The organism is Tolypothrix sp. PCC 7601, from assembly GCF_025677855.1.
GTDB lineage: Bacteria > Cyanobacteriota > Cyanobacteriia > Cyanobacteriales > Nostocaceae > Aulosira > Aulosira diplosiphon.
The window spans coordinates 8,093,728-8,118,703 of sequence record NZ_CP064879.1 but is presented as its reverse complement, the minus strand read 5'-3'; the positions used below and the strand labels follow the sequence as shown (position 1 = coordinate 8,118,703).

Sequence of the window (24,976 nt, the reverse complement as noted above, 5' to 3'; positions counted from 1 at the left end):
GGCAATATTTCCCCCCTTTCATTAGGATTTGGAGCGTTTTCTCAGTACCAGTGTAATCAATTACTGCCAAACAAATACTTTAGCTTCATAGGGGCCGATATCGGTGATGATACCATCGTCGCCAGCTTCCACATCATAATTAGCTGTCCACTCGTGCCATGTACCACCATTGGGGAAATTAGGAACATGATAACCAGAGAGGAAGTTTTCGGAGAAATTTGCCACAACTACTACACGGGAACCTTCGTCATTCCAACGGCTGTAAGCTAGCACTTTGGCTTCTGGATTTTCGTGAATAAAATCGATATTTTCTGTGTAGAGTGCATGGCTATTTTTACGCAGATTAACTAGGCCCTTATAGTAATCAAACAAACTAGAATTTAGTTCATTACCTAATAGCGTCCAATCGATTTTAGCTGATTCTGGTTGTTTGGGTTTATACTCACCAAACTCTTCACCCATCCAAATTAAAGGCACACCAACAGCAGTAAATAGGATAGCAACTCCTAATTTAACTCTTCTAAATGCTTCCTCATCAAAAATATTGCGATCGCCTAAGTCCACCATCAGGTGGTTATGGTCGTGGTTAGTTAGATAATTTACCACATTGGTAGCACCCATAAAACCTTGACGCTTACAATCAATTACGTCTTTGAGGTTTTCTAAATCAAAGGTTTCGCCATAAATATGTGCAGTCACAGTATGATAAAAACTATCATGCCAGCAACCATCCATAGGGCCATCAACGTTGGTAATGCTGGTAGTTTCAGGAATGTGTTCGGCAATATTATAAAAAGGTTTGGAACCAGCAGCGTTCTTCGCTTCCTGCACAATCCAATGCATAAAATCGTAGTTAGCAATTTGGCGCGCTGCATCATAGCGAATACCATCTATATGATATTCTTCAATCCAATATCTTACTGTATCACCAGTAAATTTGCGGGCGGGGTAAGTTTCTAAATTTTCATCATAATGTTCATAGTTAAACTCAGGCCCCCAACTATTATCAGGGTCGCGAGGCGCATGGTGATACCAATAATCGTGGTCAATTTGAGTTAATGGACTGGAAGCTTCTGAATGGTTATAGATACCATCCATAATCACGCGCATACCCCTAGCATGGCATTCATCAATTAATTTTTTTAATCCCTCTGTAGCACCATAACTAGATTCTGGTGCAAAGAAATGACGAGGATTATAACCCCAACTATAATCACCAGGATATTCTTTAACTGGCATCAACTCAATAGCGTTAATTCCTAATTCACACAGATAATCTAATTTTTCAACAACATGTTTGTACTTTCCGCGCGCATAGGGATCATCTTCTCCACCGGAAAAGTCACCAACATGTAATTCATATATGACTAATTCATGGTCAGCAGGCAAATGTTGATCATCATGTTGCCAAACATAGGTATCAACAATTCTTTCACCATCTTTAATTTTGACGATACCGTTATCTTGACCACTTAATTCATCAATATCAGTTGCATAAGGGTCTGTAACATCAACCCATTGTTCTGGTTCTAGAAACCATGAATTTGATTGGACACGGAATTTATATTGATAAACGCCATCTTCTAATTCAACAGAAGTGCGGAAATAACCATCTTCACCTTTTTCCATTGGAATATCTTCCCAATTAGAAAAAGAACCGATTAATGCTGCTCCCTTGTTATAAGGTGCAAACAGATTAAATTCAATTTTCGCCATATAATTGCATCAGGAGTAGAAAATGTTGGTAAATGTATTTTCTGATCTCCACCTATATTTAGCCAATCGCCCAGGGGAAATAATTAACTCATGATTTCCTCTATCTGTGGGAGTAAATTGAATATTTATTGCATATTAAATTGAATATTAGTTTGAAATTGATTATTTGAATATTTAGGAAATAATTATATTTTTTGACAGAGGTAGTCAAGAGTCAAAAAGACGCGATTATTCGCATCTCTACTCAAAATTCCAAAAATTTAGACTTTTGACCCTTGACTTTTGACTCTTGTTAAACCGACTCTAAATTGCTGCTAACAGGATTCATATAACTATATAACCAATTTGCAGCAGTAGCCCTACGAGTTTGCCGAGGGCCAAATTCACCAATTTTGTAACCTTTAAAACCCAACTTTTCTTTAAGAATTTGTTTGTTTTCTTTCGGTATAGAACGAGTCAATTTGACTGTAGCGGGGCGACTATCAATGAAATCTGGTGGTTGTGGGTACTCATCCCGCCATTCTGCTGCAACTTCGCTATTGTCCCATTCTCCAGTTGATGAGTTGTAGCGATAACCTAAGCAATGCCATACCAATTGGTTGACTGTTGCATCATCAATGGTTTCGTTGAGGATTGCCCAAATAGTATCTGTGTTGAGTGGTGGCAAATTAGACATAAGCGAGTTGAACTTCCAAGTTGACGCGTTGAATAATTGGTAATTGTGGCGAATCAAGAATGCGATCGCACTCTTAGTGCAAAGCACTTTATCACTATATAATCCAATAAACTGCCAAATCTAGTGATGATTTTCAGCCTGTCTACATTTTGGAATAAAGTCATCAGCCAAAATTCGGTAGATTAGAAATTGTCAAATATTGACCAGTCAATGCAAAATTCTACTCCACTGTCAAAACTCATCCGTGCCCATGTTTTCGTTTCTGGTCGCGTCCAAGGGGTTGGCTATCGCTACGCTACAGTAGATACAGCAAGTCAGTTGGGATTAACTGGCTGGGTGCGAAATCTTCCCGATAGTCGAGTGGAAGCAGTTTTTGAAGGGGTGCAAGAAGTGGTAGAAGAGATGGTGCGCTGGTGTCATAGTGGCCCTCCAGCAGCTATTGTCAAAAATGTTGCAGTTGACTACGAAGAACCGGAAGGTTTGCTGGGATTTGAAGTTAGACGTTGATCACCTTAACTTCCAATACTTGTCGGTTAAGGGCAAAAGGGGAAGGGGAAAAGGGACAAGAAAAAACCTTTAACCCTTACCCTTTCCCCTTTTCCCCAAGCCAAATTCCGAGTTGAAAATCCTTAACCGAGCAGTATCACCTTAACTTCTTCCCTCCCAGATCAAAAGTTGTCGTGAAGCAGCAACAAAGCAGTTGAGATGCTTGGGAGGATACAGAAAATGGTCATAGGCTAATGCCATTAATCTAGCAGCCTCATTATATGGTACTCTACCAATACCTGTACCCAAACCAGGACAAGCAATCGTATTAATCTTGTACTGAGCATGTTGGTTGTGGTGGCGCACAGCTAAAAGCATAGCCCACATGGCTATATAAGGAATGTCAGTCCCCATAATAGACATAGGAACTCGCATTGTCGGTGTATGTGCTAGGAACGGATGCTGAAGATGACCAGTTTCCACAATCATTGACGTTCCTACTGGCTGTTCACCCAAATAATCTGCAAGTATACGTTGCTGTACCGTTGTCATCAAAGAACTACCAAAAAATTTGATAATGGCAGCATCCATACCACCATCCATCATGCCAAAAGAGTTAGCAGGACTAACTAAACAGTCAAAATTAGGCAACCACTCAAAGTAGTCATTGACTATTTCAACATTAGGTAAATAGTTAAAATGTTCTTGAAATGCTGCTGCTAATAATGAATTTGGCGCTACTAATACCAATTTCAAGCTTTATTCCTCCGCTTGAATACTTATTGTAGACCCACAATTAAACCTTTGGCGACGGGAATTGGGATAAAATGTGATTGTTAGACCCAATTGATTGTTGACCTTGGGGCATTAAAGATACTGTCCATGCAGCTACTTCAAACAACCGACAAAGATTTTTCTACCAAATTTAAAGCACTTGTAAATGATCGCCGGGAAGCAACTGTTGATGTTAGCGGGACAGTAAGAGAGATTCTGGCTGATGTCAAAGTGCGTGGTGATGCGGCAGTCCATGACTATACTAGCCGCTTTGACCATTATCATCCTGAGTCTTTGCGTCTAAGTGAGACATTTATTGCCGAACTTGCAGCCCAATGTCCCAAGGATGTGACAGCAGCCTTAGAATTGGCAGCAGAGAGAATTGCCGCATTTCACGAAAAACAACTACCCCAAGATATCGGCTATACCGATACAGTTGGTGTCAGGCTGGGATTAAATTGGGTAGCACTGTCAAAGGTGGGAATTTATGTACCTGGCGGACGTGCTAGTTATCCTAGTTCGGTATTAATGAATGCCCTACCCGCCAAAATTGCTGGTGTGGATCGGATTGTGATGACAGTGCCAATGCCTCGCGGTGAGATTAATCCCGCAGTACTCGCAGCCGCTAAAATTGCTGGTGTCACAGAAATATATGGTATTGGTGGGGCACAAGCGATCGCAGCTCTAGCATACGGTACTAAAACTATTGCCCCTGTTGATAAAATTGTTGGGCCTGGTAATGCCTATGTTGCCGAAGCCAAACGCCAAGTATTTGGCACAGTGGGAATTGACAGTATTGCTGGCCCTTCTGAAATTCTTGTTGTTGCAGATGACAAAAATAATCCCGAATGGATAGCTTGGGATTTACTATCGCAAGCAGAACATGATCCTAGCGCCCAATCTATTTTAATTACCGACTCAGCAGAATTCGCCCAAAATGCGATCGCATCAGTTGAGCAAGTTTTAAATCACCTAGCTACCAAATCAGTAGCCACCGCCAGTTGGGAAAAACATGGGGCTGTAATTATTGTCAACGATTTAGCCGAAAGTATTCCCCTCATCAACCAGCTAGCACCAGAACACATAGAATTGTGTATCGATAATCCTCAATTACTAGCTAGCGAAATCAAATGTGCTGGTAGCCTATTTTTAGGACGCTATACACCAGAAGCCATTGGCGATTATTTAGGCGGGCCAAACCATGTACTCCCAACTTCTCGTTCCGCCCGTTTTGCTTCCGGCTTAAGCGTTTACGACTTCTTAAAACGCATTACCTACCTGGAATGCAATCAACAAGCACTACAGCAAATCGGCCCAGCCGCAGTCACCCTAGCACAAGCAGAAGGCTTACCAGCCCACGGCGGTAGTGTAGCTATACGGTTGCGGGATTAGGGATTGGGTACTGGGGATGAGGGAGATGAGGGAGATGAGGGAGATGAGGGAGATGAGGGAGATGAGGGGGATGAGGTAGAAAATACCAAATGACAACTGACAAACCCCAATTACCCATTACCCATTACTCATAACTCATTACCCATTACCAAACCCAAACAAAAAAACCAGGTAACTACACGCTACCCGGTTCATGTCTCTTAAAATCACAATTTCCAGACTGATAGGAGCAAAGCCCTGCTATGCTCCTAATGATTGTTCAACCAAATTAGACTTTAGCAGCTGACTTAGTAACAACGTTGAGTTCGCCTTTAGCGTACTTAGCCGCAAAATCTTCCAAAGAAATTTGCTTAATCTTGCTAGCGTTACCAGCGGTACCAAATTGCTGATAGCGTTCTGCACAAACCTTCTGCATATAGACAATAGAAGGCTTGAGGAAGTGACGGGGGTCAAATTCCTTGGGGTTTTTTGCTAAAGCTTCACGTACCGCAGCAGTAATTGCCAAACGGTTGTCGGTGTCAATGTTTACCTTACGTACACCGCTCTTGATACCTTTTTGAATTTCTTCTACAGGTACGCCGTAGGTTTCAGGAATTGCACCACCATACTGGTTAATCAGAGCAATTAAATCTTCAGGTACTGAGGAGGAACCATGCATTACCAAGTGAGTGTTGGGCAAACGGCGGTGAATTTCTTCAATGCGGCTGATTGCCAAAATTTCGCCAGTTGGCTTACGGGTAAACTTGTAAGCACCGTGGCTAGTACCAATAGCAACTGCCAAAGCATCTACTTTGGTTTGCTCTACAAAGCTAACAGCTTCGTCGGGATCGGTCAGCAATTGGGAGTGATCCAGTGTACCTTCAAAACCATGACCATCTTCAGCTTCACCCGCACCAGTTTCTAGAGAACCTAAGCAACCGAGTTCGCCTTCAACGCTGACACCTAGAGAATGAGCTACATTCACTACTTCGCTGGTAACACGGACGTTATACTCGAAGCTTGCAGGTGTTTTAGCATCAGCTTCCAGCGAACCATCCATCATGACGCTGGTGAAGTTGTTCTTAATTGCTGAGTAGCAGGTAGAAGGAGCATTGCCATGATCTTGGTGCATGACAATGGGAATTTGAGGATAGGTTTCTACAGCAGCCAAAATCAAATGGCGGAGGAAGTTTTCTCCTGCATAGTTACGAGCGCCACGAGAAGCTTGAAGAATTACAGGGCTATCTGTCTCTACAGCAGCCTTCAGGATCGCCTGAATTTGTTCCAAGTTATTAACATTGAAAGCTGGGATGCCGTAACCGTTTTCAGCCGCGTGATCCAACAACAGCCGTAAGGGTACAAGCGCCATAGATAGTCCTCCTAATGTGGTTGTCAGCTAGTCGGGGTGAGAGAAGCGTAATTATTTACTATTAATGTAATTGTTACGCTAATCTTAAGAGTTTTTTCAACATATAGGAAATTATAACTATTGATGAGTGTTTATGTTGAAAAAGTTTACGCTACAACTCATAAATGTGCCCCATATTCGCAATAGCAGACTGTACAGTCTGCTACGCTACAGTTTGAGGCTTTGGTAGTCTTGTATCCAATACGATCAACCACAGCCGATTCCTATAACTGCCTATGCTAAGGTTTTTCTAGCTCTGCCACTCACTTAAGGTGCTAATTGCTGGGTAAATGCTGCGTGTTCAGCAGATTGCAAGCCTGTTTGTAAAACAGCTAAGACAGATTGCATATTCCCTGCTAATACTTCTGCTACTGCTAACCACAATCCTGGGAAGACTCGACTTCGCAGAATTCCACGCTCATCAGGTACTAATTCCAGATATTCACCCTGTTCTAAACAAAACCAACTCAATTTTTGCTCTAGAACTTGCCAAACAATATATTCTTTTACACCATTACGGCGATAAGCTTGTTTTTTAGCATGAAGGTCAATAGCTGCGCTACTAGCAGCAATTTCGACAATTAACTCTGGTGCGCCTTCAATATAATCATCTTCACTCAGCTTTGCTTGGCCTCCTGCTTCTGGATTGATCAGCAGAACTGCATCTGGTTGAGGTTCATTATCCAAATCTAGACGCACTGTTGGTTCAACCCCCAAAGCTACACCAGGCGTAGCTGCTTCATAAGTACCAAGCCATGTAAGAATCCAGCCATGAGGTTGACTATGACTTCTAAAAGGCAAAGCAGCAGGCATAATATAGACAATTCCCTCAATTAATTCGGCTTTTTTCAAATTGAACATGGCGTTGTAGCGACGCTCAAATTCATAGCGGGTAAGTTTGTCGCCATTTTCCAAAAAGGGAATTGCCTGATGTTGTGCAGGTGTTTTCACCATAACGTCTAATATTTGGGTTAGCCTAAGCCTATCCTACCGAACTGCGAAAATTTATTTTAGGGAGAGTGCGATCGCATTTACTTTATTTAGGCAATCTCAATTCAAATTAATTAATCTTGATAACAGAATACCTTCTAATTTCTAATTTTGCAGGAAATTAGACTATAATCAGATATAAATTATTTAAATAAAAATCTATGCAAAGCAAAATATTTGATATTAATCAATTACAAATAACTGTCAGCGAGTTACTGTCTTTGATGCGAGATGATCAAGAAATAGTCATCACTAAAGGTAATACTCCTGTTGCTAAATTAACTATACTTAATTCTCCTGAAAAAATTATCTTTGTATCAGAAAAACTTCCCCAGCCTGGATTAAATTTAGGCGCAATGGTAATGAGTGATGATTTCGATCAACCTTTACCAGATGAATTTTGGTTACAAAATCCATGAAGCTACTGTTAGATACACATACGTTTATTTGGTGGGATAGTGACCCTGCAAAACTTTCTCAAAAAGCATTAGATTTACTAACGGATAAAGATAACATCAGGTTATTGAGTGTTGTCAGTCTCTGGGAAATTCAAATTAAACACCAGTTAGGTAAACTCACATTAAATAAAGCTTTAAGAGAAATTATTGCTAGTCAACAAAATAATCATATTGAAATATTACCAATTAATATTGATCATATTTTAGCTTTAGATAATTTACCCCTTTATCATAAAGATCCTTTTGATAGGTTACTTATTGCTCAAACTAATATAGAAAATGCTGTGATGATTAGTTGTGATGCTATTTTTGCTAATTATTCAGTCCAGGTAGAATGGTAATCTATTTTCTGGTTTAGATGCATTAAATTTGACTAATACTGTTTCTGGATGAAGAAAAGCTTAATAAAGCCCACAGAGGTGGGCTTTGTTTGTGTAACTCCAGCCTTGAGGATGAAGGCGAATATAGCGCAACTTCACATAGAATCAATTCAATTGAATCCTCAAATACTAGTTGCCAATTGTTTTTTATTTGCAAACTACAAAATTTATGCTTATGCGATCGCCTATTCTACATGGTGAGCATTTTCCAAAAACAGCGATCGCACTCAGGACTTATCCACAAAATAAGTAATTACAAACCAAGCGAAGACGTACTCGCAATTTCGCCCTAAAAATAAAACTCGCTTCAGCTTTCAAGTCGAGGCGAGCGTTGTTTCCTTTTATATGGGTCGCCCGGGATTCGAACCCGGAACTAATCGGTTAAAAGCCGAGTACTCTACCGTTGAGTTAGCGACCCGTTAAGTTGTGTATCGCAACTTTGCAATTATAGCACAAACATCTGTAGATTTGTAAAGGGGTTTCTAGAAGAAATTTGCCGTTAGGCGTACAGATGCTTGGTAACTCTCACCTGGGGCTAACAAAATCAGATGCTCGCCAGTATTCAGGGAATTACGAGGCGCACTCCAAGGCTCTAAACAATAGAATTCTTTACCTTTTAGCGTCCAAAATACCAAGATGGGATATTCATTGCCGTACTCTAGGGAGACACTGAGCTTTCTGCTGTTGTCAACCACAGAGGCAGATTGACTGGTGAGTTCCTTAAAGGCAACGTCAATTTCATCCTGACTAAAATCAAAATTACCATGAAATTGATAAATTTCTTTAGTTTTTTGATTTTGATATTCACCAGAGGGAATGGCAAACTCTAATTGATTTTTGTCACCTAACTGAAAGTAGGGATGGAAACCCATAGAAAAAGGTAATGGAGTCGATGACAAATTTTGATACTGTTGCTTAATCTCTAAAGTATTGCCTTGCAGTTCGTAGGTAAAAACTAGCTGAAAATCAAAAGGATAAACAGCTTTTGTTTGCTCGTTGCTGTTGAGAACTATAGTTAGGCTAGCTTGATCGTGGGTTACTTGGTCAGTCACTTGCCAAGGTAAATCACGGGCAAAGCCATGCTGTTTCAGGGAATAATTTTTACCATCTACGGTGTAAGTATTATCAGGCAAGTTACCGCAGATAGGAAACAAAATCGGAATTCCACCCCTAACACTTAAATCAGGATTGGCAAACCTTTCCGCATCTAAATAAAGGATTTCTTCTCCTTGAATGCGCCAACGGGTAATAATCCCGCCCCGTTCTGGCACAACTTCCAGTTGGGAACCTGCGCTTTCATCAGAAAGAATATAGGTTTTGTATTGCTGCTGTTGAATCGCTATAGAAAACACAATATTTACTCCTCATTGCTAATTGGGCATGGGGCATGGGGCATGGGGCATAGGGCATTGATTTCCTCCTTTTCCCCAGTCCCAAGTCCCCAGTCCCTTGTCCCCAATCCCCAACTTACTCGTCTTCTGCAAACACAAAGCGATATAACTCGCTAGGATCTGGTTCGGGGCTACTTTCGGCGAATTTCACCGCATCGTCGATGACACCCTGAATTTTGCGATCGATGCCTTTGAGTTCTTCTTGATCTGACAAATTGTGTTCAACTAAATAAGCTGCTAGCTTCTTAATTGGATCGCGGGCAAACCAGAATTCTTTCTCAGCTTTGCTGCGTAGTTCGTCTGGATCTGCTAGGGAGTGACCGCGGAAACGGTAAGTTAATGCTTCAATTACAGTCGGGCCTTCTCCAGCACGGGCACGGGCGACAGCTTCTTGGGCAACAGCACGCACAGCTAGCACATCCATACCATCTACTTCTACACCCGCCATGTTAAAGGCACTAGCTTTTTTGTAAATTTCTGGGTCAGAAGTAGCGCGATCGTGAGCCATACCAATTGCCCACTTGTTATTTTCGATCACAAATAGAATTGGCAGTTTCCATAAAGCTGCCATATTGAGGGTTTCAAAGAACTGACCGTTATTAGCAGCACCATCGCCAAAAAAGCAAGCTGTAACTTGGTCAGCACTTTGATCGCCTAATACCTCGCGGCGGTATTTGCTTTGAAAAGCTGCACCAGCTGCTACAGGGATACCTTCAGCCACGAAAGCATAACCACCTAGTAAGCGATGTTCTGCAGAGAACATATGCATGGAACCACCACGGCCTTTGCTACAACCTGTGGATTTGCCAAATAACTCTGCCATGACTTCTCTGGCTGGAACTCCCGCACTTAAAGCGTGGACGTGATCGCGGTAGGTACTGGAAACATAATCTTCTCCAGGTCGCATCGCCCCTTGAATCACGCCAGTGGAAACGGCTTCTTGACCGTTGTACAAATGGACAAAACCAAACATTTTGCCTCTATAGTACATTTCGGCGCATTTGTCTTCAAAAAAGCGCCCTAAGACCATGTCCTCATATAACCGCAAGCCTTCTTCTTTGGTTATCTTGACATTAGCGGCATTAAAGGTGGGTAACGTGCGTTCTTGAACCATTATTTGTATAGTATCCCTGTCGCGTCAAACTGCAATTTACGATTTTTAACTGAGTCAACAATCAAAATTTTTGTACCAAAAATCACATTTGTAAATGAGTGATTTTTGATTTTTAATTTTTGATTTTCAATTTTATGGCCCATTTACTAGGCGGCTATTACCATCAAAGCAAAAGCCGTACTAAGAGTTAAATCCACACCCCTTTATAGGCTATCAATCAGGATAGCTTGCTTTCTGCATATCCATTAACAATTTGGCAAAAATCAAGCTGTTAAATCCTGCTCTAGCTAAATACTTAGTTAGATAATTGTAATTCAGGTCTAGGAATGATATGATTTCTTTCTCTAGCTATCAATAGGGAAATCTACCAAGCGGTGATTTTATTGCCGTACTATTTTTAGATGTAGTTAGTGAGAAATTCTTAAAAAAATCTAACACTAACTCACGTGAACACAAAACAAGATCCTTGTCTACCTTCAAGGCAAGTTTCAGTCAGCAACAGCTTTGTTGTAGTGGACATTTGGTAGCTGCTAAAAATTAACACGTCTGTGTTGACAGATTATCATCAGCAATGTTATCTGAGTTAATTTAAGGTTTCTAGACCCTAAATATACCTCAAGATACAAGACAGCAATAGTCAAAATTTGAGAAGTCAATTATAAATATAGCGGTTGTCTTTATGGTGCCAACCGTAAAATTGGGGTAAGTTAGCATCGCTATGATTGCTGACTCCTGCTTGATACTCATCTACAAGTATGAGTATATAAGTATTGATACATCTACCATATAAGTAGGATATATCAAGCTAGCTTGTTTTACTAAGAAAATAATTACTAGAATACACGGAGATTAAAGTGTTTTAAAAAATACAATTATTGTACTAATTAGAAAAGCGGAATTTGTAGTTTATAGTATCCAAGGCTCATAGCCTCTGGTAAAAAATCAAAATACTAAGAATTAAAACAAAAAGCTGACCCTTTCTAGGCGAAGGCAAAATATAGGTACTAGAATATGACTCAAATTTCGGGAGGATACAAAACAAGTTGTTGCAATATACACTTGTGGTGTAAAGTCAACACGGTGTTATTATGGCACGGTTTTACATGCCTGGGACGCTTTAAGTGAATTATGTTGATCGCGGTGCAGGGGAAGTAGGCTGTGCGAATTCCGCTAGATTACTACCGAATTTTAGGACTACCGTTAGCGGCAAGTGAAGAACAATTGCGGCAAGCATATAGCGATCGCATTGTACAGTTGCCGCGACGAGAGTATTCTCAAGCAGCAATTTCTTCGCGCAAACAACTTATAGAAGAAGCTTACGTGGTTTTATCAGATCCCAAAGAACGTAGCAGTTACGATCAGCTGTATCTTGCCCATGCTTATGACCCTGATGGTAATGCTTCTACGTCCGTAGCAGTTGAAAACCGCTCCGGACAAACAAATGGTGCAATTGACAACCAAAGTCTAAGTATTGAAATTTCTCAGGAGGAGTTAGTTGGTGCTTTACTAATTTTGCAGGACTTAGGCGAGTACGAAATAGTACTGAAATTAGGAAAGCCATATTTAGTCCATAAAAATAATGGGGGAGAAGGCAAAACAGCCAATAATTTAGCCGACGCAGAAGCCAGAGAAAGCGATCGCCCTGATGTGGTACTCACCATTGCTTTAGCCTGCTTAGAATTGGGGCGGGAGCAATGGCAGCAAGGCCATTACGAAAACGCCGCCAATTCTTTAGAAACTGGTCTGGAAGTTTTATCTCGCGAAGAGTTATTTCCCACCGTCCAGGCGGAAATTCAAGCAGATCTTTATAAATTGCGACCATATCGGATTCTGGAATTACTAGCATTACCAGAAACCAACGTCGCTGAACGTCGCCAAGGTCTGGAATTATTGCAAAACATCCTAGACGATCGCGGTGGCATTGATGGCAATAGTAATGATGAATCAGGTCTGAACATTGATGACTTTTTGCGATTTATCCAGCAGTTACGTAACCACTTAACCGTCGCAGAACAGCACAAGTTATTTGAAGCAGAAAGCAAACGTCCTTCTGCTGTTGCTACCTATTTGGCTGTTTATGCCTTGATAGCACGGGGTTTTGTGCAACGTCAACCAGCATTGATTCGCCAAGCCAAGCAAATGCTGATGCGTTTGGGTAAGCGCCAAGATGTGCATTTAGAACAATCACTCTGTGCGCTGTTACTTGGGCAAACTGAAGAAGCCACCCGCGTTTTAGAACTCAGCCAAGAATACGAGGCTTTAGCTTTTATTCGCGAAAAATCTCAAGATTCTCCAGATTTGTTACCTGGGTTGTGTCTCTACGGAGAACAGTGGTTACAACATGAAGTGTTTCCCCACTTCCGAGATTTAAACAAGCAGACAGCTTCTTTAAAGAGTTACTTTGCTCAACCACAGGTACAAGCCTATTTAGAAGTTCTGCCCTCGGATGCGGAAACAACTGATGAGTCGGCTGTAATTAACCGTCAACCTTTATCGCCACCACCAAATAACAATACCCAGAACCGTAACAACAGTCCTGGGAGTTCTCGACAATTCCGTCATAGCAGACCTCCTGACCCAGATTTACCAGAAACCCCTAGATGGAGATCATCTACCCCCATATCTGGTAGCTATCGCACACCCGATGCGCCAGCAACGCAGTTTTCATCTGGCGAACGCACAGCTAAAGAACCCCAGCAAAACTTAAATGGTGCTGCTAGAGTTTCCCCACCAGAGCAAACTTCTGGGCGCAGGCGGCGCAAGCCAACTCAAAATACTAACCGAGAACGTGCATTAGAACCACGACAACGTTATCCGCAAAGACGGCGTAATTTTGCCAACTCCCTAGAAGGTAAAACCCGCCTTGTATGGACTGTGCTGGTTTCTTTGATTGTCATAGTTGTTTTTTGGTTGATCGTTTCCACAACCTTTGGATTTGTCAGAAGTCTGTTTCATCCGTCGCCAAGGTTAGAAGGCGAACAATTATCAATAGAAATTAATCAACCTATTATCCAGATTCCTGACCCCAACAGCAAACCACAATCGCCAGACGGGCCTTTAACAACTACGACAGCCGAGGAAATCATTGGGAGTTGGTTATCTACCAAAGCTGCGGCTTTAGGGCCAAATCATGAGGTTGATAATTTACAACAAATTCTTACTGGTTCATCTTTATTGCAATGGCGCTCAATTGCCCTGCAAGATAAATCTGAGAATCGTTATCGGAAATACGAGCATAGCCACAAGGTAGAATCTGTAGAGAAAATTGATAACGATAGCGATCGCACAGCCGTGGAAGCTACAGTCAAGGAAATCACTCAGTTCTATCAACATGGTCAACTGAAGAAGGCTTCTGACGAAACTTTGCGTGTTAAATATAACTTGGTTCGTCAAGAAGGTATTTGGCGCATCCAAAGTATGTCAGTTATCAATAAAATCACTCTGAACTTTTAAGCTGTTGAATGTTGAAGTTGTATGTTCCCTATAAGTAGAAATTTTCTGGAGTAGGCTGTAAAGCCCACTCTGGCTACACAAATTAAAAGTACTTTAACTAAACAGAGGCACTTAGGCTAAAGATTTCAGCACTCAGCACTCTTTCTAGATATGTCGTAGGGACACCAGTATTACTGGTGTCCCTACAAAGTTTTTTAGTGCCAATTTTAATGTCATGAAATCTTGATATTACCGTTGATTAGCCTTCAGCCCGATCGGCTTAATGTTATGAAATCATGACATTATGATCCCCAAAGGGCTTATAGATTCGTCAAATAGCCGAAAAAGCGTCTTCAGACCCCTTGATCCCAACCCAGGGTTATTGCTTAATATTTATTCAACAACTCCACTTGATCCCAAAAAGATGCTGATCTTGGCATGAGAAGGAATTGAAAGGGAGTGACTCTCAATTTAATAACCATTTAACAAACTACAACACTGGGCAATACCAGAAGTCAGGAATAAGAAATTCATCTGGAGTTGGATGAAATGTTACTCAGCATTCTGTAACCCGGAGAAATCATTTACCTTTCAAACTACTGGAGGCCAAATTAATGGCAAAAGAACGCCCGCCGCTAGAGGAGATGACATTGCGGCAATTACGCAAAGTAGCGAGTGAATATGGCATTTCTCGCTATAGCCGGATGCGTAAATCACAATTACTGGCATCGATTCAGGAAGTTCAGCGCAGCAAGTTTTCACTTAGTCCATCTCGTTCACTGGAGGCACAGGAAACCGTGGAAGCAGCAAAATTCGAGTTAGGTCAAGAAGATCGCAATGGTGGTTTGCTCATTGATGTTGATGAGGAACTAGGAGATCTACCTGCTGGTTACGGTGAAAGCCGGATTGTACTTTTACCACGCGATCCCCAGTGGGCTTACACCTACTGGGATGTTCCCAATGAGCATAAAGAAGAACTACGGAGACAAGGGGGACAACAGTTAGCGCTGCGGATTTATGATGTTACCGACATCAACATTGATTTCCAAAGTCCCCACAGCTTGCAAGAATATCCTGCTGATGAATTGGCTAGAGAATGGTATCTACCAATTCCTGTGAGCGATCGCGACTATGTAATTGATATTGGCTATCGTGCTGTTGACGGACGCTGGTTAGTTCTAGCACGTTCTGCACGTGTACATATTCCTCCTGTCTATCCTTCAGACTGGATTGAGGATGTATTCGTCACCGTCAACTTTGAAGAAGACTTGCGTGGTAAGACTGTTTACGAATTGGTTCCCCCAGCCAAGAAAATTGCTACCACAGCTTATGCTAACGGTAACCCCATTTACGACCAAATCTTTGGTATGGCGGAATCTGCTGAAGCACAACGGGTTGCAGGTTCTCTGTTTGGTTCCATGCAGCACGTACCTGGCTCTGTAACACCAGAACAGGCTATCAGCTCCTACATTTTCCCATCTGGTGTAGGTATGTGGGCAGTTCCCACCACCTCTGGTTTAAATATGTCTGGTGTAGGAATGTCTGGCGTTGGCTTCTCCGCCTCTGCTGTACCAGTACGTCCTCGCAAGTTCTGGTTAATTGCTGATGCTGAATTAATTGTCTATGGTGCAACTGAACCAGATGCTACCGTTACAATTGGCGGTCGTCCAATTAAGCTGAATCCAGATGGTACATTCCGCTTCCAAATGTCCTTCCAAGATGGTTTAATCGACTATCCTATCTTGGCTGTTGCTGCTGATGGCGAGCAAACCCGCTCAATTCACATGAAGTTTAATCGTGAAACCCCATCCCGCAATACCAATACTAAAGACGAAGCCGTTTTAGAATGGCTGTCTTAATAGGAAATTTTGCATCGACTCCAGATTGAATAAATTTTTACCCGCTATAGTAATTCTGTAGCGGGTTTTTTGTGTCAATGGGATTGGGGATTGGGGAACTCGGGGCCCCCTCTGGGGATAAGGGGTAATGGGGATTGGGTAATTAGTAATGGGTAATTAGTAATGGGTAATTGGTAATTGGTCATGAAAAACACTAAATACCAAACACCGAACACCAAAAACCGAACACCAACTAACAAATGAAAAAATTATTTTTATTATCTATTTTTGTAATCGCACTCAATCTATTATCTGGCTGTAGAGATAATACATCCAATGCAGCTCAAGAATCAGCGAAAATTGCTTGCATTGGCAAAAATGCTAATTTTAGTATTGAGTTCTTCAAAGCTAATAATCTAGGGAAAAAATTTGATAGAGGGATCAATCATGTGGTTGTGTTTAACCCCCGCTCAGAAAAATTAGATTTTAAGGTAAATGTTGGACTTGCTCATAAACTTTACGCCAAAAATAGTCAAGGAAAATTGCGTAAGGAATATGTGCCAAAAATCTTTCGGGAAATCATTGCTGATGAAAATTCTAAATTAAACGGACAAACTCCCATAGCAGCAATTAATGCTGATTATATAGGCACTGATAACAAACCCCAAGGTTTAAATATTTCTCGCGGATTTGAGTATTCTGGAGACTTTAAAAATAAACGTTCTTCTTTTGGTGTATCTGGAGGTAACCCAAAAAATAGAAAAGCCACTATCCAGGCTGGTAGAAGAAAAGAGGAAATTCTTAATTACAACTTGGTAGGAGGTAATGGGAGATTTTATCGGGACGGAAAGTTTAAAGATATTTGTAATGATTTGGGAGAGTTTGCTTGTAAACAGGCGACGAATCGCTCTTTAGCTGCTATTACCGATAAAGGATATGTAATTTTGTTAGTGAATGATGCAAAAGCTAATTCTAATATTGAATTTTCTCAAAATAATCAAGAATTATTACCCGAGAATTTTGATGATGTTTTAGCAGGCATTGCCAGTAATAATTGTTTAGGTAAAATTCAAGAAGGAATATTATTTGATGGTGGGATGTCTCCCGGATTATTTTATAATAATAAAATATATGTAGAAAATGCAGGGCCGATTGGTTCAGTGTTTTTAATATATAAAAAATAAAATATTTACAGATAATGCTAAAGGTCTAGAAATCCGATTTTATTTCTGCAAAAATTTTATCAATTTAGCGTGCGTTATACCAATTCTAGAAAAAAATGATACAGATGCGTAGGTTGGGTTGAACGAAGTGAAACCCAACTATTACAAGACTTTGGAGTGTTGGGTTTCGTTCCTCAACCCAACCTACATCCACATCATATTTTTTGTGAAATGGTATTAGGCGTAGCTGTAAAGCAGGAAAAGCTAGCTTTGACAATGATGCGTTACGCTATCGCTAACGCATCCTACGTGAACGGATATTCTATTTTAGAAGGCTTATTTAACATCAGCGAAAGGTTTCTGCAATATGCCAATTGTGAATCAGCTAATTGAAATTCCAACCCAAGCAGGAATTAATATTCATAACATTACGCCCCAGATTCAGGATTGTATTGCTTCTACATCGATTCAAAATGGACAGGCTTTAATATTTTCTCGCCACACAACAACGGCCTTAGCTATTAACGAAAATGAAGAAAGACTGTTAGAAGATATCAAAGGATTCTTGCGGAAATTAGCACCAGAATCTGACCGATATTTACATAATGATTTGCATTTAAGAGTTGTCCCAGAAGATGAACCAATGAATGCTCATTCTCATTTGATGGCAATGATGCTCAGTACTAGTGAAGTAATTCCGATTGTGGATGGAAAATTAGCTTTAGGAACTTGGCAATCAGTTTTATTTTTTGAATTAGATGGCCCGCGACAAAGAACAGTTTTTGTACAAATTTCTGGAGAGTAAATAAAGATAATACAAATTCAAAATTAACATTGCCATACATAAAAATTTGGCAGTTCCAAAATCTAAAATCCCAAATTGGTATAATCTCGAATCCCCGGCTGACAGCAAGGTACAATAGGTTTGTTTGCAAACTCTTCTAGTCCAATATCCCTGAACAATTTTTGCCAATCTGTGAGTAAGATTTGTGTTTGTGGTTGGCGACGGCGCATTTGGGCTAATAAAGTTATAGCGTCGTACCAAATGCCATTTTCGGCATAGAAAATAACTCGATTGCGTTCAGTTGATTGCTGTGGGGGAAGACTATTGCTCAATTTAACTCGTTGAATCCAGCCGTTGACATTGACAGCTTGCGCTTCGCGATCGCAATTCATATTCAGGGTTAAATACCAATGGTAGTTTTTACCTGGTTCTAATTTTACTGTCGATGGGAGAGTGAGAGCGATCGCTCCTGGTGTGTCGGTAACTTTGAAAGTTCCTTGATAAGTTTGCTGATAATTTCTCGGATCTGGATCGGTTTCGTCCCAGATTTCTAATTCACCAACCTTGATATCTTGCGGTTGATAAGGAACATAAAACCAAAGAGTGGGAGAAGCTTCCAGGGTTAATCCCCAAACATGGCTGATTCCTGGCTCTGATTCTACAGCCGGAACTAAAGCCATCAGCCGTTCTTTAATTTCCAGCGCTGAACAAATATATCCGTCACGAGTTCCGCCGCCTTTGCGATTACCTGGTGCGCCGCGTGGTGACAGTGGCGGGCGCTTAAACTTCACTGGGGAAGCAGTTGCGGGTTTGGGTTGGGACTGCTGTGAGGAATTTTGCTTAATCGGGGATGTAGTCGAAGCAAGGATTTGTTGGCGATGTTGAAAAGGTTGGGCTTTTCCTTTACTCGCACCAAAACCAATGAAAGCTAAGGCTAATGCCAAAGCTAGTCCCATTTTCCAGCGATAAAACTTCATACTTTATACTTCATCCTTCATCCTTCATCCTTTTCCCTATTACCGTCTTAGTTGTAATTATGTAGCTAATCACCAAAGCAATTACTGAAGGAACTAAGGGCGCACAAATGCCGATACTGAACAAAGACAAGCAGAGGCTACCAAGAATAATCATGGCTGAGGCGATCGCAATCCGCCGATAAACCAGCCCATGAAATACCCAGACGCATAAACCCCCCGTAAGTGCCCAACTCCCAATCCAAACTGCATCTAAGGTTTGGGGCCAAAACTGTAGTAAGGGGCGTTCTTGTTTGGCGATACTCAGCATTTGACTCACCATTTGGGCGTGAATCACTACACCAGGCATTTTCTTGTCAATTTCGTTACTAAAGGGAGTAGAAAAGCGATCGCCTACTGATTGAGCGACAACGCCAATCAACACAATCCTGTTTTTCACCCACTGGGGTTTAAAATCATTTTGGAGAACTTCTGTGAGCGTGACTTCCCTAGCGACTTTTGTGAAAGAACGATAACTGAGCAAGACTTGATGACCGCGAGGGTCAATGTTGTGATAAAAACCTGTATGCTTTTCTAATGGTTGAAAAACGGTAGAGCCAAGCTGTAAATTGCCATCTGATGTTGCTTCTGGTTGAATACCTTCAGCATCGAGGTAACGTAAGGCTAATTCCGCACTGAAAGCATAAGGGACTTGGCAAACTGAATCGCCTGGATTTAAATGCAACAAATAACGGCGCACTGTTCCATCTGGTTCAACTGCGATATCGCTAAAGCCGACATTCTCAGGGGGACTAGCTGGGGGTGAAGCAACTCCAAATTTGTTGGCTTTGGCTTCTGGATGGCTGACTTCGCAGATTGTTACCAAGTTTGAGTTTTTTTTGATATGTGCAGCTAGCTCGCGATATCCTGGTTCTACAGGAAAATCGCGGTAGATATCCAAGCCAATGGCTCTAGGTTGATGCGCCTGAAGTTTTTCGAGAGTTTGTAAAATGACGCGATCGCTCAGGGGATATTGTCGCTGCTGTTGAATATCTTGTTCTGTAACTTTTACAATCAGTAGACGCTCATCAATACCGCGATCGCTTTGTAAGCGTGTCATCTGGTCAAAAGCCCACAATTCCACAGGCTGAAGTCCCCCAACAAAACGTACTGCCATCACTAAACCAGTAGCTACCAAGCTTTTCACCAAGATATTTGGCAAATGCTGCCAGTCAAGCCCAAAGCGATGCTGACGCTTTTTCGGGCGTAAATCCTGCCAAGTCGGCGGCACCTCAGCCGGATTTTGATAAATCATTGGTAACCAAGTAGCCCCAGGTAACTCCGTAAATTCCTCTAGTCGTTCCTGGGCATGGCGTACAGCACTATATAAAGGTTGTCCGCCAGCATATTCTCGCAGAAATTCCTTGAGAAACGATTGCGCGACGACATCGGGGACAATCTCCTGCATGACAATAATAATCGGGACGTGCAAATCAGCTAACTGCTGGGCTAATCCCAATCCTTCACAAGAATTAAAAATGGCGATTTTTAAGCCTTTTTGCACTGCTTCTCGCAAAGCGTGTTTAAATTGGTCAGTTTCAATACTTTCTCTAGCGCTGAGACTAATTCGCCCCCTTTGTTCTATCGTTTGGCTATGCCCAGCAAAAAAGAAGATATCCCAGCCTTGGGGATTTCGTAGCTGGGCGATTAAATCTCGCGCTTGGGGTTGATGGTAAAAAACTGACTCTGTTTCCTGGAGATTGTCAATTGCTTGACGATCCGCAGCTAAATCTAGGTTTTGATTATCCCCGAAAATCGCCAACAACCGCACGCGATCGCTTTGAGTTTGATGTTTGGCAATTTCCCAAGATTCATATTCTACCGGACTGTAGCTCACCCCCACATTGGGATAACTTGATAGCAAATCCCAGCTATGCCAAGGTAGTTTCCAGAGGATCGGATCTCTAGCTTTGATAGCTAACCGCAGCGTATCAGCCTGAGTAGCGAGTTCCTTGCTTAACCTTTCGCGGATTTTTTGCCACCCCAGTTCCCCAGAAGGTTGCAGCCATTCGTTCAGGTTAGCTTCCACCTGTCGCATTCTTTGCCAGCAGTCGTCAGTAATCTCCCTAGTAGCGCGATTTGTTGGTAAACTTGACTCAATTTCCCACCCATCATTGCGAGCAATCGCGCTGAGACTACGAAAGGACTGTTGCCATAAAAAATACAAGCCTTCAATATCTGTATTAGCGCCAAGTCTACCTTCAATTTCCCCTACAGGCAAACCGCCATCTTCTCTCAGTTCTAGGGATACTTCAAACCCTTGGTGAAAGTTTCCTCTGCCAATTTTTAGAACTGCTACCCTGGGCATGGTTACTTACCGATTAATTGTTGCTCGCGCAAAGAAGAATATAAGTCAATAAAGTTCAGAGAAGATCACTTGTGGAAACAGCTAGATCAATTGGGGGATTCTCCCCCAAACCCCCGATTGGGTGACGGTTGCGTCCCCCAAACCCCCTCCAAAATGATTGTTTTGTTGTCAATTTATTTTTTAAGGGACTTCCAGAAAATAAATTATCCAATATACTCCAAGAATATTTTCTTTCTGCCCCCTGCTCCCTGCTCCCTGCTCCCCTGCTTCTTTTGACCTTTCCCCATCGATTTTTTGGCGGTTCGTTACCCTACAAAATTCTCACACACCCTAACCTCATTCAATGTTACTTGTACCTGAAATTGCGTTCCTGGTGGTGGGCTAAAGCCTAATTGGAGAACTTTATCTTTCCCTTCACCTTGTTCGTCACTTCTTGTTTGGGCTTGCAAGCGAGTTTCTCCACCGGAAATCACACTTAACATGAGATTTGGTGGTAGCTTGTGTTGCTGGCTAATCGGTTGCACTTGTAGCCGTACGCCGATTTTCTCCTCAGTTTTCGGTCGGATGGTGATAATTAGCGCGACTTTGCAATCTCCTAGCTGCATTCCCAAATCAATTAGCCTGGCTCTACTAATACCAGCTTGGGGATGATGGGGAGCGATTTTACCTAAACTTAAAGCAGCTTCCCAACGGGTTTCCTCATCATTGGCAGTATGTAACAATTCTATCAACGCTGCGATCGCTTCGGGATGACCAATGCCGATTTGTCCTAACACCCCGGCGGCTTGACAGCGTTCTTTCTCTGGGCGATTGGATTTAATCAGGCGGATGACGGGTGCGATCGCTTCCGCAGAAACGCTCATTTCTGCACTCCGCACTGCACCTAACTCTGGTTGTGTTAAAAGCGCATCAACTGCTTGCCAGATTTCCGTAATTATGCTGTCTGCTTGCTGTAACCACTGGCGCAAGTTAACTGTTGCTGAATTTGCTGTTGGGGTTGTAGCTAATTTTAGGCGTTGCTGGTATAGTTTTTGCCGCGACTGCTCGTCTACAATTAACGCTGCCCACTGTTCAAAAGGCACTGCTAGTCTGGGGGAATATATGGAAGGATTGCTTAACTGGGTGAAGAACTCCTCAGCTACTTGTGTTGATAACTGCGATGGTGCGGCTTGGGGGATAACATCTGACTGGGGAAGGAGTAGCATTTGGGTGATATCTTCCGCCAAAGCTTCCTGATGAATATAGTAAGTGCGATCGCTCTCATCATATATCCCCTGACTCTTGAGTTTTTGATAGCTTACATATCCCCATAATCGCAGCCAAGATTGTTCAGGATTGCCTAAATTAATTTGCACGGCGAGGTAATAATCTTTGCGCCAGCTAGGAATATCAACCCACTCGCAAGGAACAGCAAATTCTCCTAAATCGCTGGTGTCGCTAGGAATTAAAACTAAGCGGATTTCTCCTAAATCAATGGGAGTCCCATTGACAAATTCCCAGAGAGAATCCCACTTTGTAGGAGAAAAAATACTGTTTTTATTGTTAGCTTGGGGGTTGTCTTCTGCTAACCAAGCCTCCAGCCAGGGAATAAAAGTTTTTACGCACAAATAATTGAGATATGCTTGACAGCAAGCAGCAGCATTAGCGTGAGATTGGGATTGCTGCCAAGCTGCTTGTTGCAGCTCTTGTGATAAAGTCAACCAGAGATGGTTAGGATATGTAGTGACAAGTTTTCGCAAATTTAGCATATTCTCTCCTTAATTTCTCTGGATTTCTTGGTAGAGCAAGTTGGTTGACAGCCAATCCTCAATAATTTCCCCGATTTGTTGAGTTTCTGTCTCTAGGGAAAGTCCAAAGCTGGTATCAATCCACAGGAGAAACAAACGCTGTAATTGCTGCTTGGCTGCGGCGAGCAGTTGGTCGGCATGAGAGTGAGATGTGATAATTTCAATATTATTTATGTCTTGTTTTTGAGCATATCTGAGTAACAAAATTTCTTGCTGCGGTGCTGCTAATTGCTCAAAAGACTTTAATAATCCTGATTGAATCAGATTTTGATAATAGCTTTTTAACCAAGATTTGATATAGTTAATTTGCCATTGCTGGAGTAAATTTAAAAAGCTCTTTTCTAATTGATTGTAAGCTAAAGTTAACTTCTCTTGTACTTCTGCTGGAGTAATTACTTTATCTTGGCTCAGAGTTTGAGTTAATTCACTAATATTTAGTTTTTGACCGTAACTAAGCTTCAGAATATGTTGTAATTCGGCATCTAAATCAGCAATTGCTGCCATTAATTGCGTTTCAATGGGATTAACTCGTTGCAGACGAGCAAATTTTTCCGTTAAAAAGGTTTTAATATAATCTGTAGGGTGAAATTGTTCGCTGGTTAACTGCTGAAATTTTTCGATTAATGGCGTTTCCACATATTTAGAAATGTAGCGGGAAATCGTTCCCTGATGCACGCTCATCTTACTCGCAAACTGTTCTTGAGTTAACAGCGCCAAGGGATGAGGATAACACAAAGCCATGACAGCTTGGCGGTAAGATTTAGGAATTTGGCTGCGAGTTTTATCGAGGTTTTGCTCAATAATTTCCAGTTCGCTTGTTAAAGCCAAATCTACTGCTGGTAAAGATAAGCTCTGTTCTTCATCCTGTTCTATTGCTTCCCCAGAATCAGCCGGTTCGTTACTATGAGCATCGTAAGGAACTTCAATAATTTGATCGGATTGCTGTAAAGCATCAATACATAAATTCATCCATTTTTGGATCATTGCAGGTGCGACATCTGCACCCACAGCTACTTGCAGAGGTGCGCCTGGCTGGAATCTTTGCGAGTTGTAATCCTTAGCTGTGGCGACAAAATCAGCAAATTCTGGTTCCGGCCATTTTCCCCTTTCTCGTCTTTGGGGATTGTAGACACGGTTGTTTTTGTAAATCGGAATAAAATATCGCCAAGCAAAAAGATACTGAGAAATTTCCGGTTCTCTTGCTCCCGCGTTGTTGAGTGCGGATCTGAGTCGTTCTTCCGCCTTTTGCAATTTTCTGTGACTATTGATGTCTACATCACACAACAAATGCCATCTCGATTCCCAGTTTACATGGTCGCGGGTGACATTTCGCAGCACCCCTACCATGTAGCTTTTTAGACTTGCTCCACCATAGCCGCTAGTTTGATATTTACTGAGATATTGCCGTAATTTCTCCCGATTACACAGGTGTTCGTTCGTCAGCGCATACAAATTTTCCCCATAAGTAGCGTAAAACGGGAGACGACACCAACTGCGCCAAATTAGATAACAGCGATCGCGATCGAAGTAAGCTAATAAGTGCCAGTGAGCTAACCGCTTTTCGGTTTCCGGTTGAGAATCATCATTGAGAATTTTGACAAAATAATTTGCATAGTCGTTCTCATCCCATTGGGGATGCAACTTAACTAGCTTTGCCATTCTCTCCCGCAAGCGATTTTCAATTAACCGTTTAAAGGGAGGATAACCGTTAGTTGCAGCGAAGTCATACAAAGTCCAGAATTGCTCGCTCATTTCATACTCCCAGAAGACTCCCCCTTGCTCCCCTGCTGTTTTACCATAAATTGCCCATTCAAAATCAAAAATTAGAGCTAAAACCCTTTCATCGGGTTATTGGGATGGCATTTCATTATTTATGCACATCGGAGT

Annotated in this window: 19 protein-coding genes and 1 tRNA gene; 8 read left to right on the top strand and 12 right to left on the bottom strand. The window is 41.8% G+C overall.

Features of this window, described 5'->3' with window-relative positions; translation table 11 throughout:
- Positions 1-60: 60 nt before the first annotated feature.
- Together HG267_RS32825 and HG267_RS32820 are read right to left on the bottom strand one after the other, a co-directional pair.
- On the bottom strand, positions 61-1,716 hold the full coding sequence (locus HG267_RS32825) for an alpha-amylase family glycosyl hydrolase (protein WP_045874574.1): 1,656 nt from the start codon (positions 1,714-1,716) through the stop codon (positions 61-63).
- 292 nt (positions 1,717-2,008) lie between these two features.
- Complete coding sequence (locus tag HG267_RS32820) at positions 2,009-2,392, bottom strand: DUF1823 family protein (RefSeq protein ID WP_045874573.1); 384 nt, start codon at positions 2,390-2,392, stop codon at positions 2,009-2,011.
- A 210-nt stretch (positions 2,393-2,602) separates the two neighbouring features.
- Between HG267_RS32820 and HG267_RS32815 the strand changes: the two genes are divergently transcribed.
- Positions 2,603-2,899, top strand: coding sequence for an acylphosphatase (locus tag HG267_RS32815; RefSeq protein ID WP_045874572.1), 297 nt, complete (start codon positions 2,603-2,605; stop codon positions 2,897-2,899).
- 141 nt (positions 2,900-3,040) lie between these two features.
- On the opposite strand, the gene HG267_RS32810 is transcribed toward HG267_RS32815, so the two are convergent.
- A complete protein-coding gene (locus HG267_RS32810) occupies positions 3,041-3,634 on the bottom strand; it encodes a macro domain-containing protein (protein WP_045874571.1) in 594 nt (197 codons plus the stop codon).
- 126 nt (positions 3,635-3,760) lie between these two features.
- On the opposite strand from HG267_RS32810, the gene hisD reads away from it, so the two are divergent.
- Positions 3,761-5,044: a histidinol dehydrogenase gene (hisD, locus tag HG267_RS32805; protein WP_045874570.1), complete on the top strand. Its 1,284-nt coding sequence runs from the start codon at positions 3,761-3,763 to the stop codon at positions 5,042-5,044.
- A 268-nt stretch (positions 5,045-5,312) separates the two neighbouring features.
- On the opposite strand, the gene fba is transcribed toward hisD, so the two are convergent.
- Positions 5,313-6,392 carry a class II fructose-bisphosphate aldolase gene (gene fba / locus HG267_RS32800; protein WP_045874569.1) on the bottom strand — a complete coding sequence of 360 codons (1,080 nt, stop codon included), beginning with the start codon at positions 6,390-6,392 and terminating at the stop codon, positions 5,313-5,315.
- Between the two features lie 306 nt (positions 6,393-6,698).
- Positions 6,699-7,385 carry a Uma2 family endonuclease gene (locus HG267_RS32795; protein WP_045874568.1) on the bottom strand — a complete coding sequence of 229 codons (687 nt, stop codon included), beginning with the start codon at positions 7,383-7,385 and terminating at the stop codon, positions 6,699-6,701.
- A 197-nt stretch (positions 7,386-7,582) separates the two neighbouring features.
- Here HG267_RS32795 and HG267_RS32790 point away from each other — a divergent pair, with 197 nt between their 5' ends.
- Entirely contained in the window at positions 7,583-7,840 is a 258-nt protein-coding gene (locus HG267_RS32790; protein WP_045874567.1) for a type II toxin-antitoxin system Phd/YefM family antitoxin, read from the top strand.
- Complete coding sequence (locus tag HG267_RS32785) at positions 7,837-8,220, top strand: type II toxin-antitoxin system VapC family toxin (protein WP_045874566.1); 384 nt, start codon at positions 7,837-7,839, stop codon at positions 8,218-8,220. The genes HG267_RS32790 and HG267_RS32785 overlap by 4 nt, the downstream gene beginning before the upstream one ends.
- A 385-nt stretch (positions 8,221-8,605) precedes the next feature.
- Here the strand turns inward: HG267_RS32785 and HG267_RS32780 are convergent.
- The 3 genes from HG267_RS32780 to pdhA form a co-directional block, all read right to left on the bottom strand.
- Positions 8,606-8,677, bottom strand: a tRNA-Lys gene (locus HG267_RS32780).
- Between the two features lie 64 nt (positions 8,678-8,741).
- Positions 8,742-9,611 carry an aldose epimerase gene (locus HG267_RS32775; protein WP_045874565.1) on the bottom strand — a complete coding sequence of 290 codons (870 nt, stop codon included), beginning with the start codon at positions 9,609-9,611 and terminating at the stop codon, positions 8,742-8,744.
- 115 nt (positions 9,612-9,726) lie between these two features.
- Positions 9,727-10,764 (bottom strand): pyruvate dehydrogenase (acetyl-transferring) E1 component subunit alpha, encoded by a 1,038-nt coding sequence (pdhA, locus tag HG267_RS32770; protein ID WP_045874564.1) that lies wholly within the window; start codon positions 10,762-10,764, stop codon positions 9,727-9,729.
- 1,158 nt (positions 10,765-11,922) lie between these two features.
- Here pdhA and HG267_RS32765 point away from each other — a divergent pair.
- The 4 genes from HG267_RS32765 to HG267_RS32750 all read left to right on the top strand — a co-directional run bounded on the left by HG267_RS32765 (position 11,923) and on the right by HG267_RS32750 (position 18,002).
- Entirely contained in the window at positions 11,923-14,217 is a 2,295-nt protein-coding gene (locus HG267_RS32765; protein WP_045874563.1) for an IMS domain-containing protein, read from the top strand.
- A 593-nt stretch (positions 14,218-14,810) separates the two neighbouring features.
- Positions 14,811-16,055: a DUF4912 domain-containing protein gene (locus HG267_RS32760; protein WP_045874562.1), complete on the top strand. Its 1,245-nt coding sequence runs from the start codon at positions 14,811-14,813 to the stop codon at positions 16,053-16,055.
- A 239-nt stretch (positions 16,056-16,294) separates the two neighbouring features.
- Positions 16,295-17,218: a phosphodiester glycosidase family protein gene (locus tag HG267_RS32755; RefSeq protein ID WP_045874561.1), complete on the top strand. Its 924-nt coding sequence runs from the start codon at positions 16,295-16,297 to the stop codon at positions 17,216-17,218.
- A gap of 346 nt (positions 17,219-17,564) precedes the next feature.
- Positions 17,565-18,002, top strand: a complete 438-nt coding sequence (locus tag HG267_RS32750; RefSeq protein WP_045874560.1) for a secondary thiamine-phosphate synthase enzyme YjbQ — start codon at positions 17,565-17,567, stop codon at positions 18,000-18,002.
- Positions 18,003-18,064: 62 nt separating this feature from the next.
- On the opposite strand, the gene HG267_RS32745 is transcribed toward HG267_RS32750, so the two are convergent.
- The 4 genes from HG267_RS32745 to HG267_RS32730 form a co-directional block, all read right to left on the bottom strand.
- Positions 18,065-18,958 carry a DUF928 domain-containing protein gene (locus HG267_RS32745; RefSeq protein ID WP_052335458.1) on the bottom strand — a complete coding sequence of 298 codons (894 nt, stop codon included), beginning with the start codon at positions 18,956-18,958 and terminating at the stop codon, positions 18,065-18,067.
- Between the two features lie 10 nt (positions 18,959-18,968).
- Positions 18,969-21,302, bottom strand: a complete 2,334-nt coding sequence (locus HG267_RS32740) for a CHASE2 domain-containing protein (RefSeq protein ID WP_045874559.1) — start codon at positions 21,300-21,302, stop codon at positions 18,969-18,971.
- Between the two features lie 305 nt (positions 21,303-21,607).
- Positions 21,608-23,050, bottom strand: a complete 1,443-nt coding sequence (locus HG267_RS32735) for a DUF1822 family protein (protein WP_045874558.1) — start codon at positions 23,048-23,050, stop codon at positions 21,608-21,610.
- Positions 23,051-23,059: 9 nt separating this feature from the next.
- A complete protein-coding gene (locus HG267_RS32730) occupies positions 23,060-24,841 on the bottom strand; it encodes a hypothetical protein (protein ID WP_045874557.1) in 1,782 nt (593 codons plus the stop codon).
- Positions 24,842-24,976 lie beyond the last annotated feature (135 nt).

What these genes read in the sequence shown, in the direction of transcription:
- HG267_RS32815 (WP_045874572.1), top strand. Translation starts at nt 2,603, where the DNA reads ATGCAAAATTCTACTCCACTGTCAAAACTCATCCGTGCCCATGTTTTC.
- HG267_RS32785 (WP_045874566.1), top strand. Translation starts at nt 7,837, where the DNA reads ATGAAGCTACTGTTAGATACACATACGTTTATTTGGTGGGATAGTGAC.
- HG267_RS32740 (WP_045874559.1), bottom strand. Translation starts at nt 21,302, where the DNA reads ATGCCCAGGGTAGCAGTTCTAAAAATTGGCAGAGGAAACTTTCACCAA.
- fba (WP_045874569.1), bottom strand. Translation starts at nt 6,392, where the DNA reads ATGGCGCTTGTACCCTTACGGCTGTTGTTGGATCACGCGGCTGAAAAC.
- pdhA (WP_045874564.1), bottom strand. Translation starts at nt 10,764, where the DNA reads ATGGTTCAAGAACGCACGTTACCCACCTTTAATGCCGCTAATGTCAAG.
- HG267_RS32755 (WP_045874561.1), top strand. Translation starts at nt 16,295, where the DNA reads ATGAAAAAATTATTTTTATTATCTATTTTTGTAATCGCACTCAATCTA.
- HG267_RS32750 (WP_045874560.1), top strand. Translation starts at nt 17,565, where the DNA reads ATGCCAATTGTGAATCAGCTAATTGAAATTCCAACCCAAGCAGGAATT.
- hisD (WP_045874570.1), top strand. Translation starts at nt 3,761, where the DNA reads ATGCAGCTACTTCAAACAACCGACAAAGATTTTTCTACCAAATTTAAA.
- HG267_RS32825 (WP_045874574.1), bottom strand. Translation starts at nt 1,716, where the DNA reads ATGGCGAAAATTGAATTTAATCTGTTTGCACCTTATAACAAGGGAGCA.
- HG267_RS32730 (WP_045874557.1), bottom strand. Translation starts at nt 24,841, where the DNA reads ATGAGCGAGCAATTCTGGACTTTGTATGACTTCGCTGCAACTAACGGT.
- HG267_RS32745 (WP_052335458.1), bottom strand. Translation starts at nt 18,958, where the DNA reads ATGAAGTTTTATCGCTGGAAAATGGGACTAGCTTTGGCATTAGCCTTA.
- HG267_RS32760 (WP_045874562.1), top strand. Translation starts at nt 14,811, where the DNA reads ATGGCAAAAGAACGCCCGCCGCTAGAGGAGATGACATTGCGGCAATTA.
- HG267_RS32820 (WP_045874573.1), bottom strand. Translation starts at nt 2,392, where the DNA reads ATGTCTAATTTGCCACCACTCAACACAGATACTATTTGGGCAATCCTC.
- HG267_RS32795 (WP_045874568.1), bottom strand. Translation starts at nt 7,385, where the DNA reads ATGGTGAAAACACCTGCACAACATCAGGCAATTCCCTTTTTGGAAAAT.
- HG267_RS32790 (WP_045874567.1), top strand. Translation starts at nt 7,583, where the DNA reads ATGCAAAGCAAAATATTTGATATTAATCAATTACAAATAACTGTCAGC.
- HG267_RS32735 (WP_045874558.1), bottom strand. Translation starts at nt 23,050, where the DNA reads ATGCTAAATTTGCGAAAACTTGTCACTACATATCCTAACCATCTCTGG.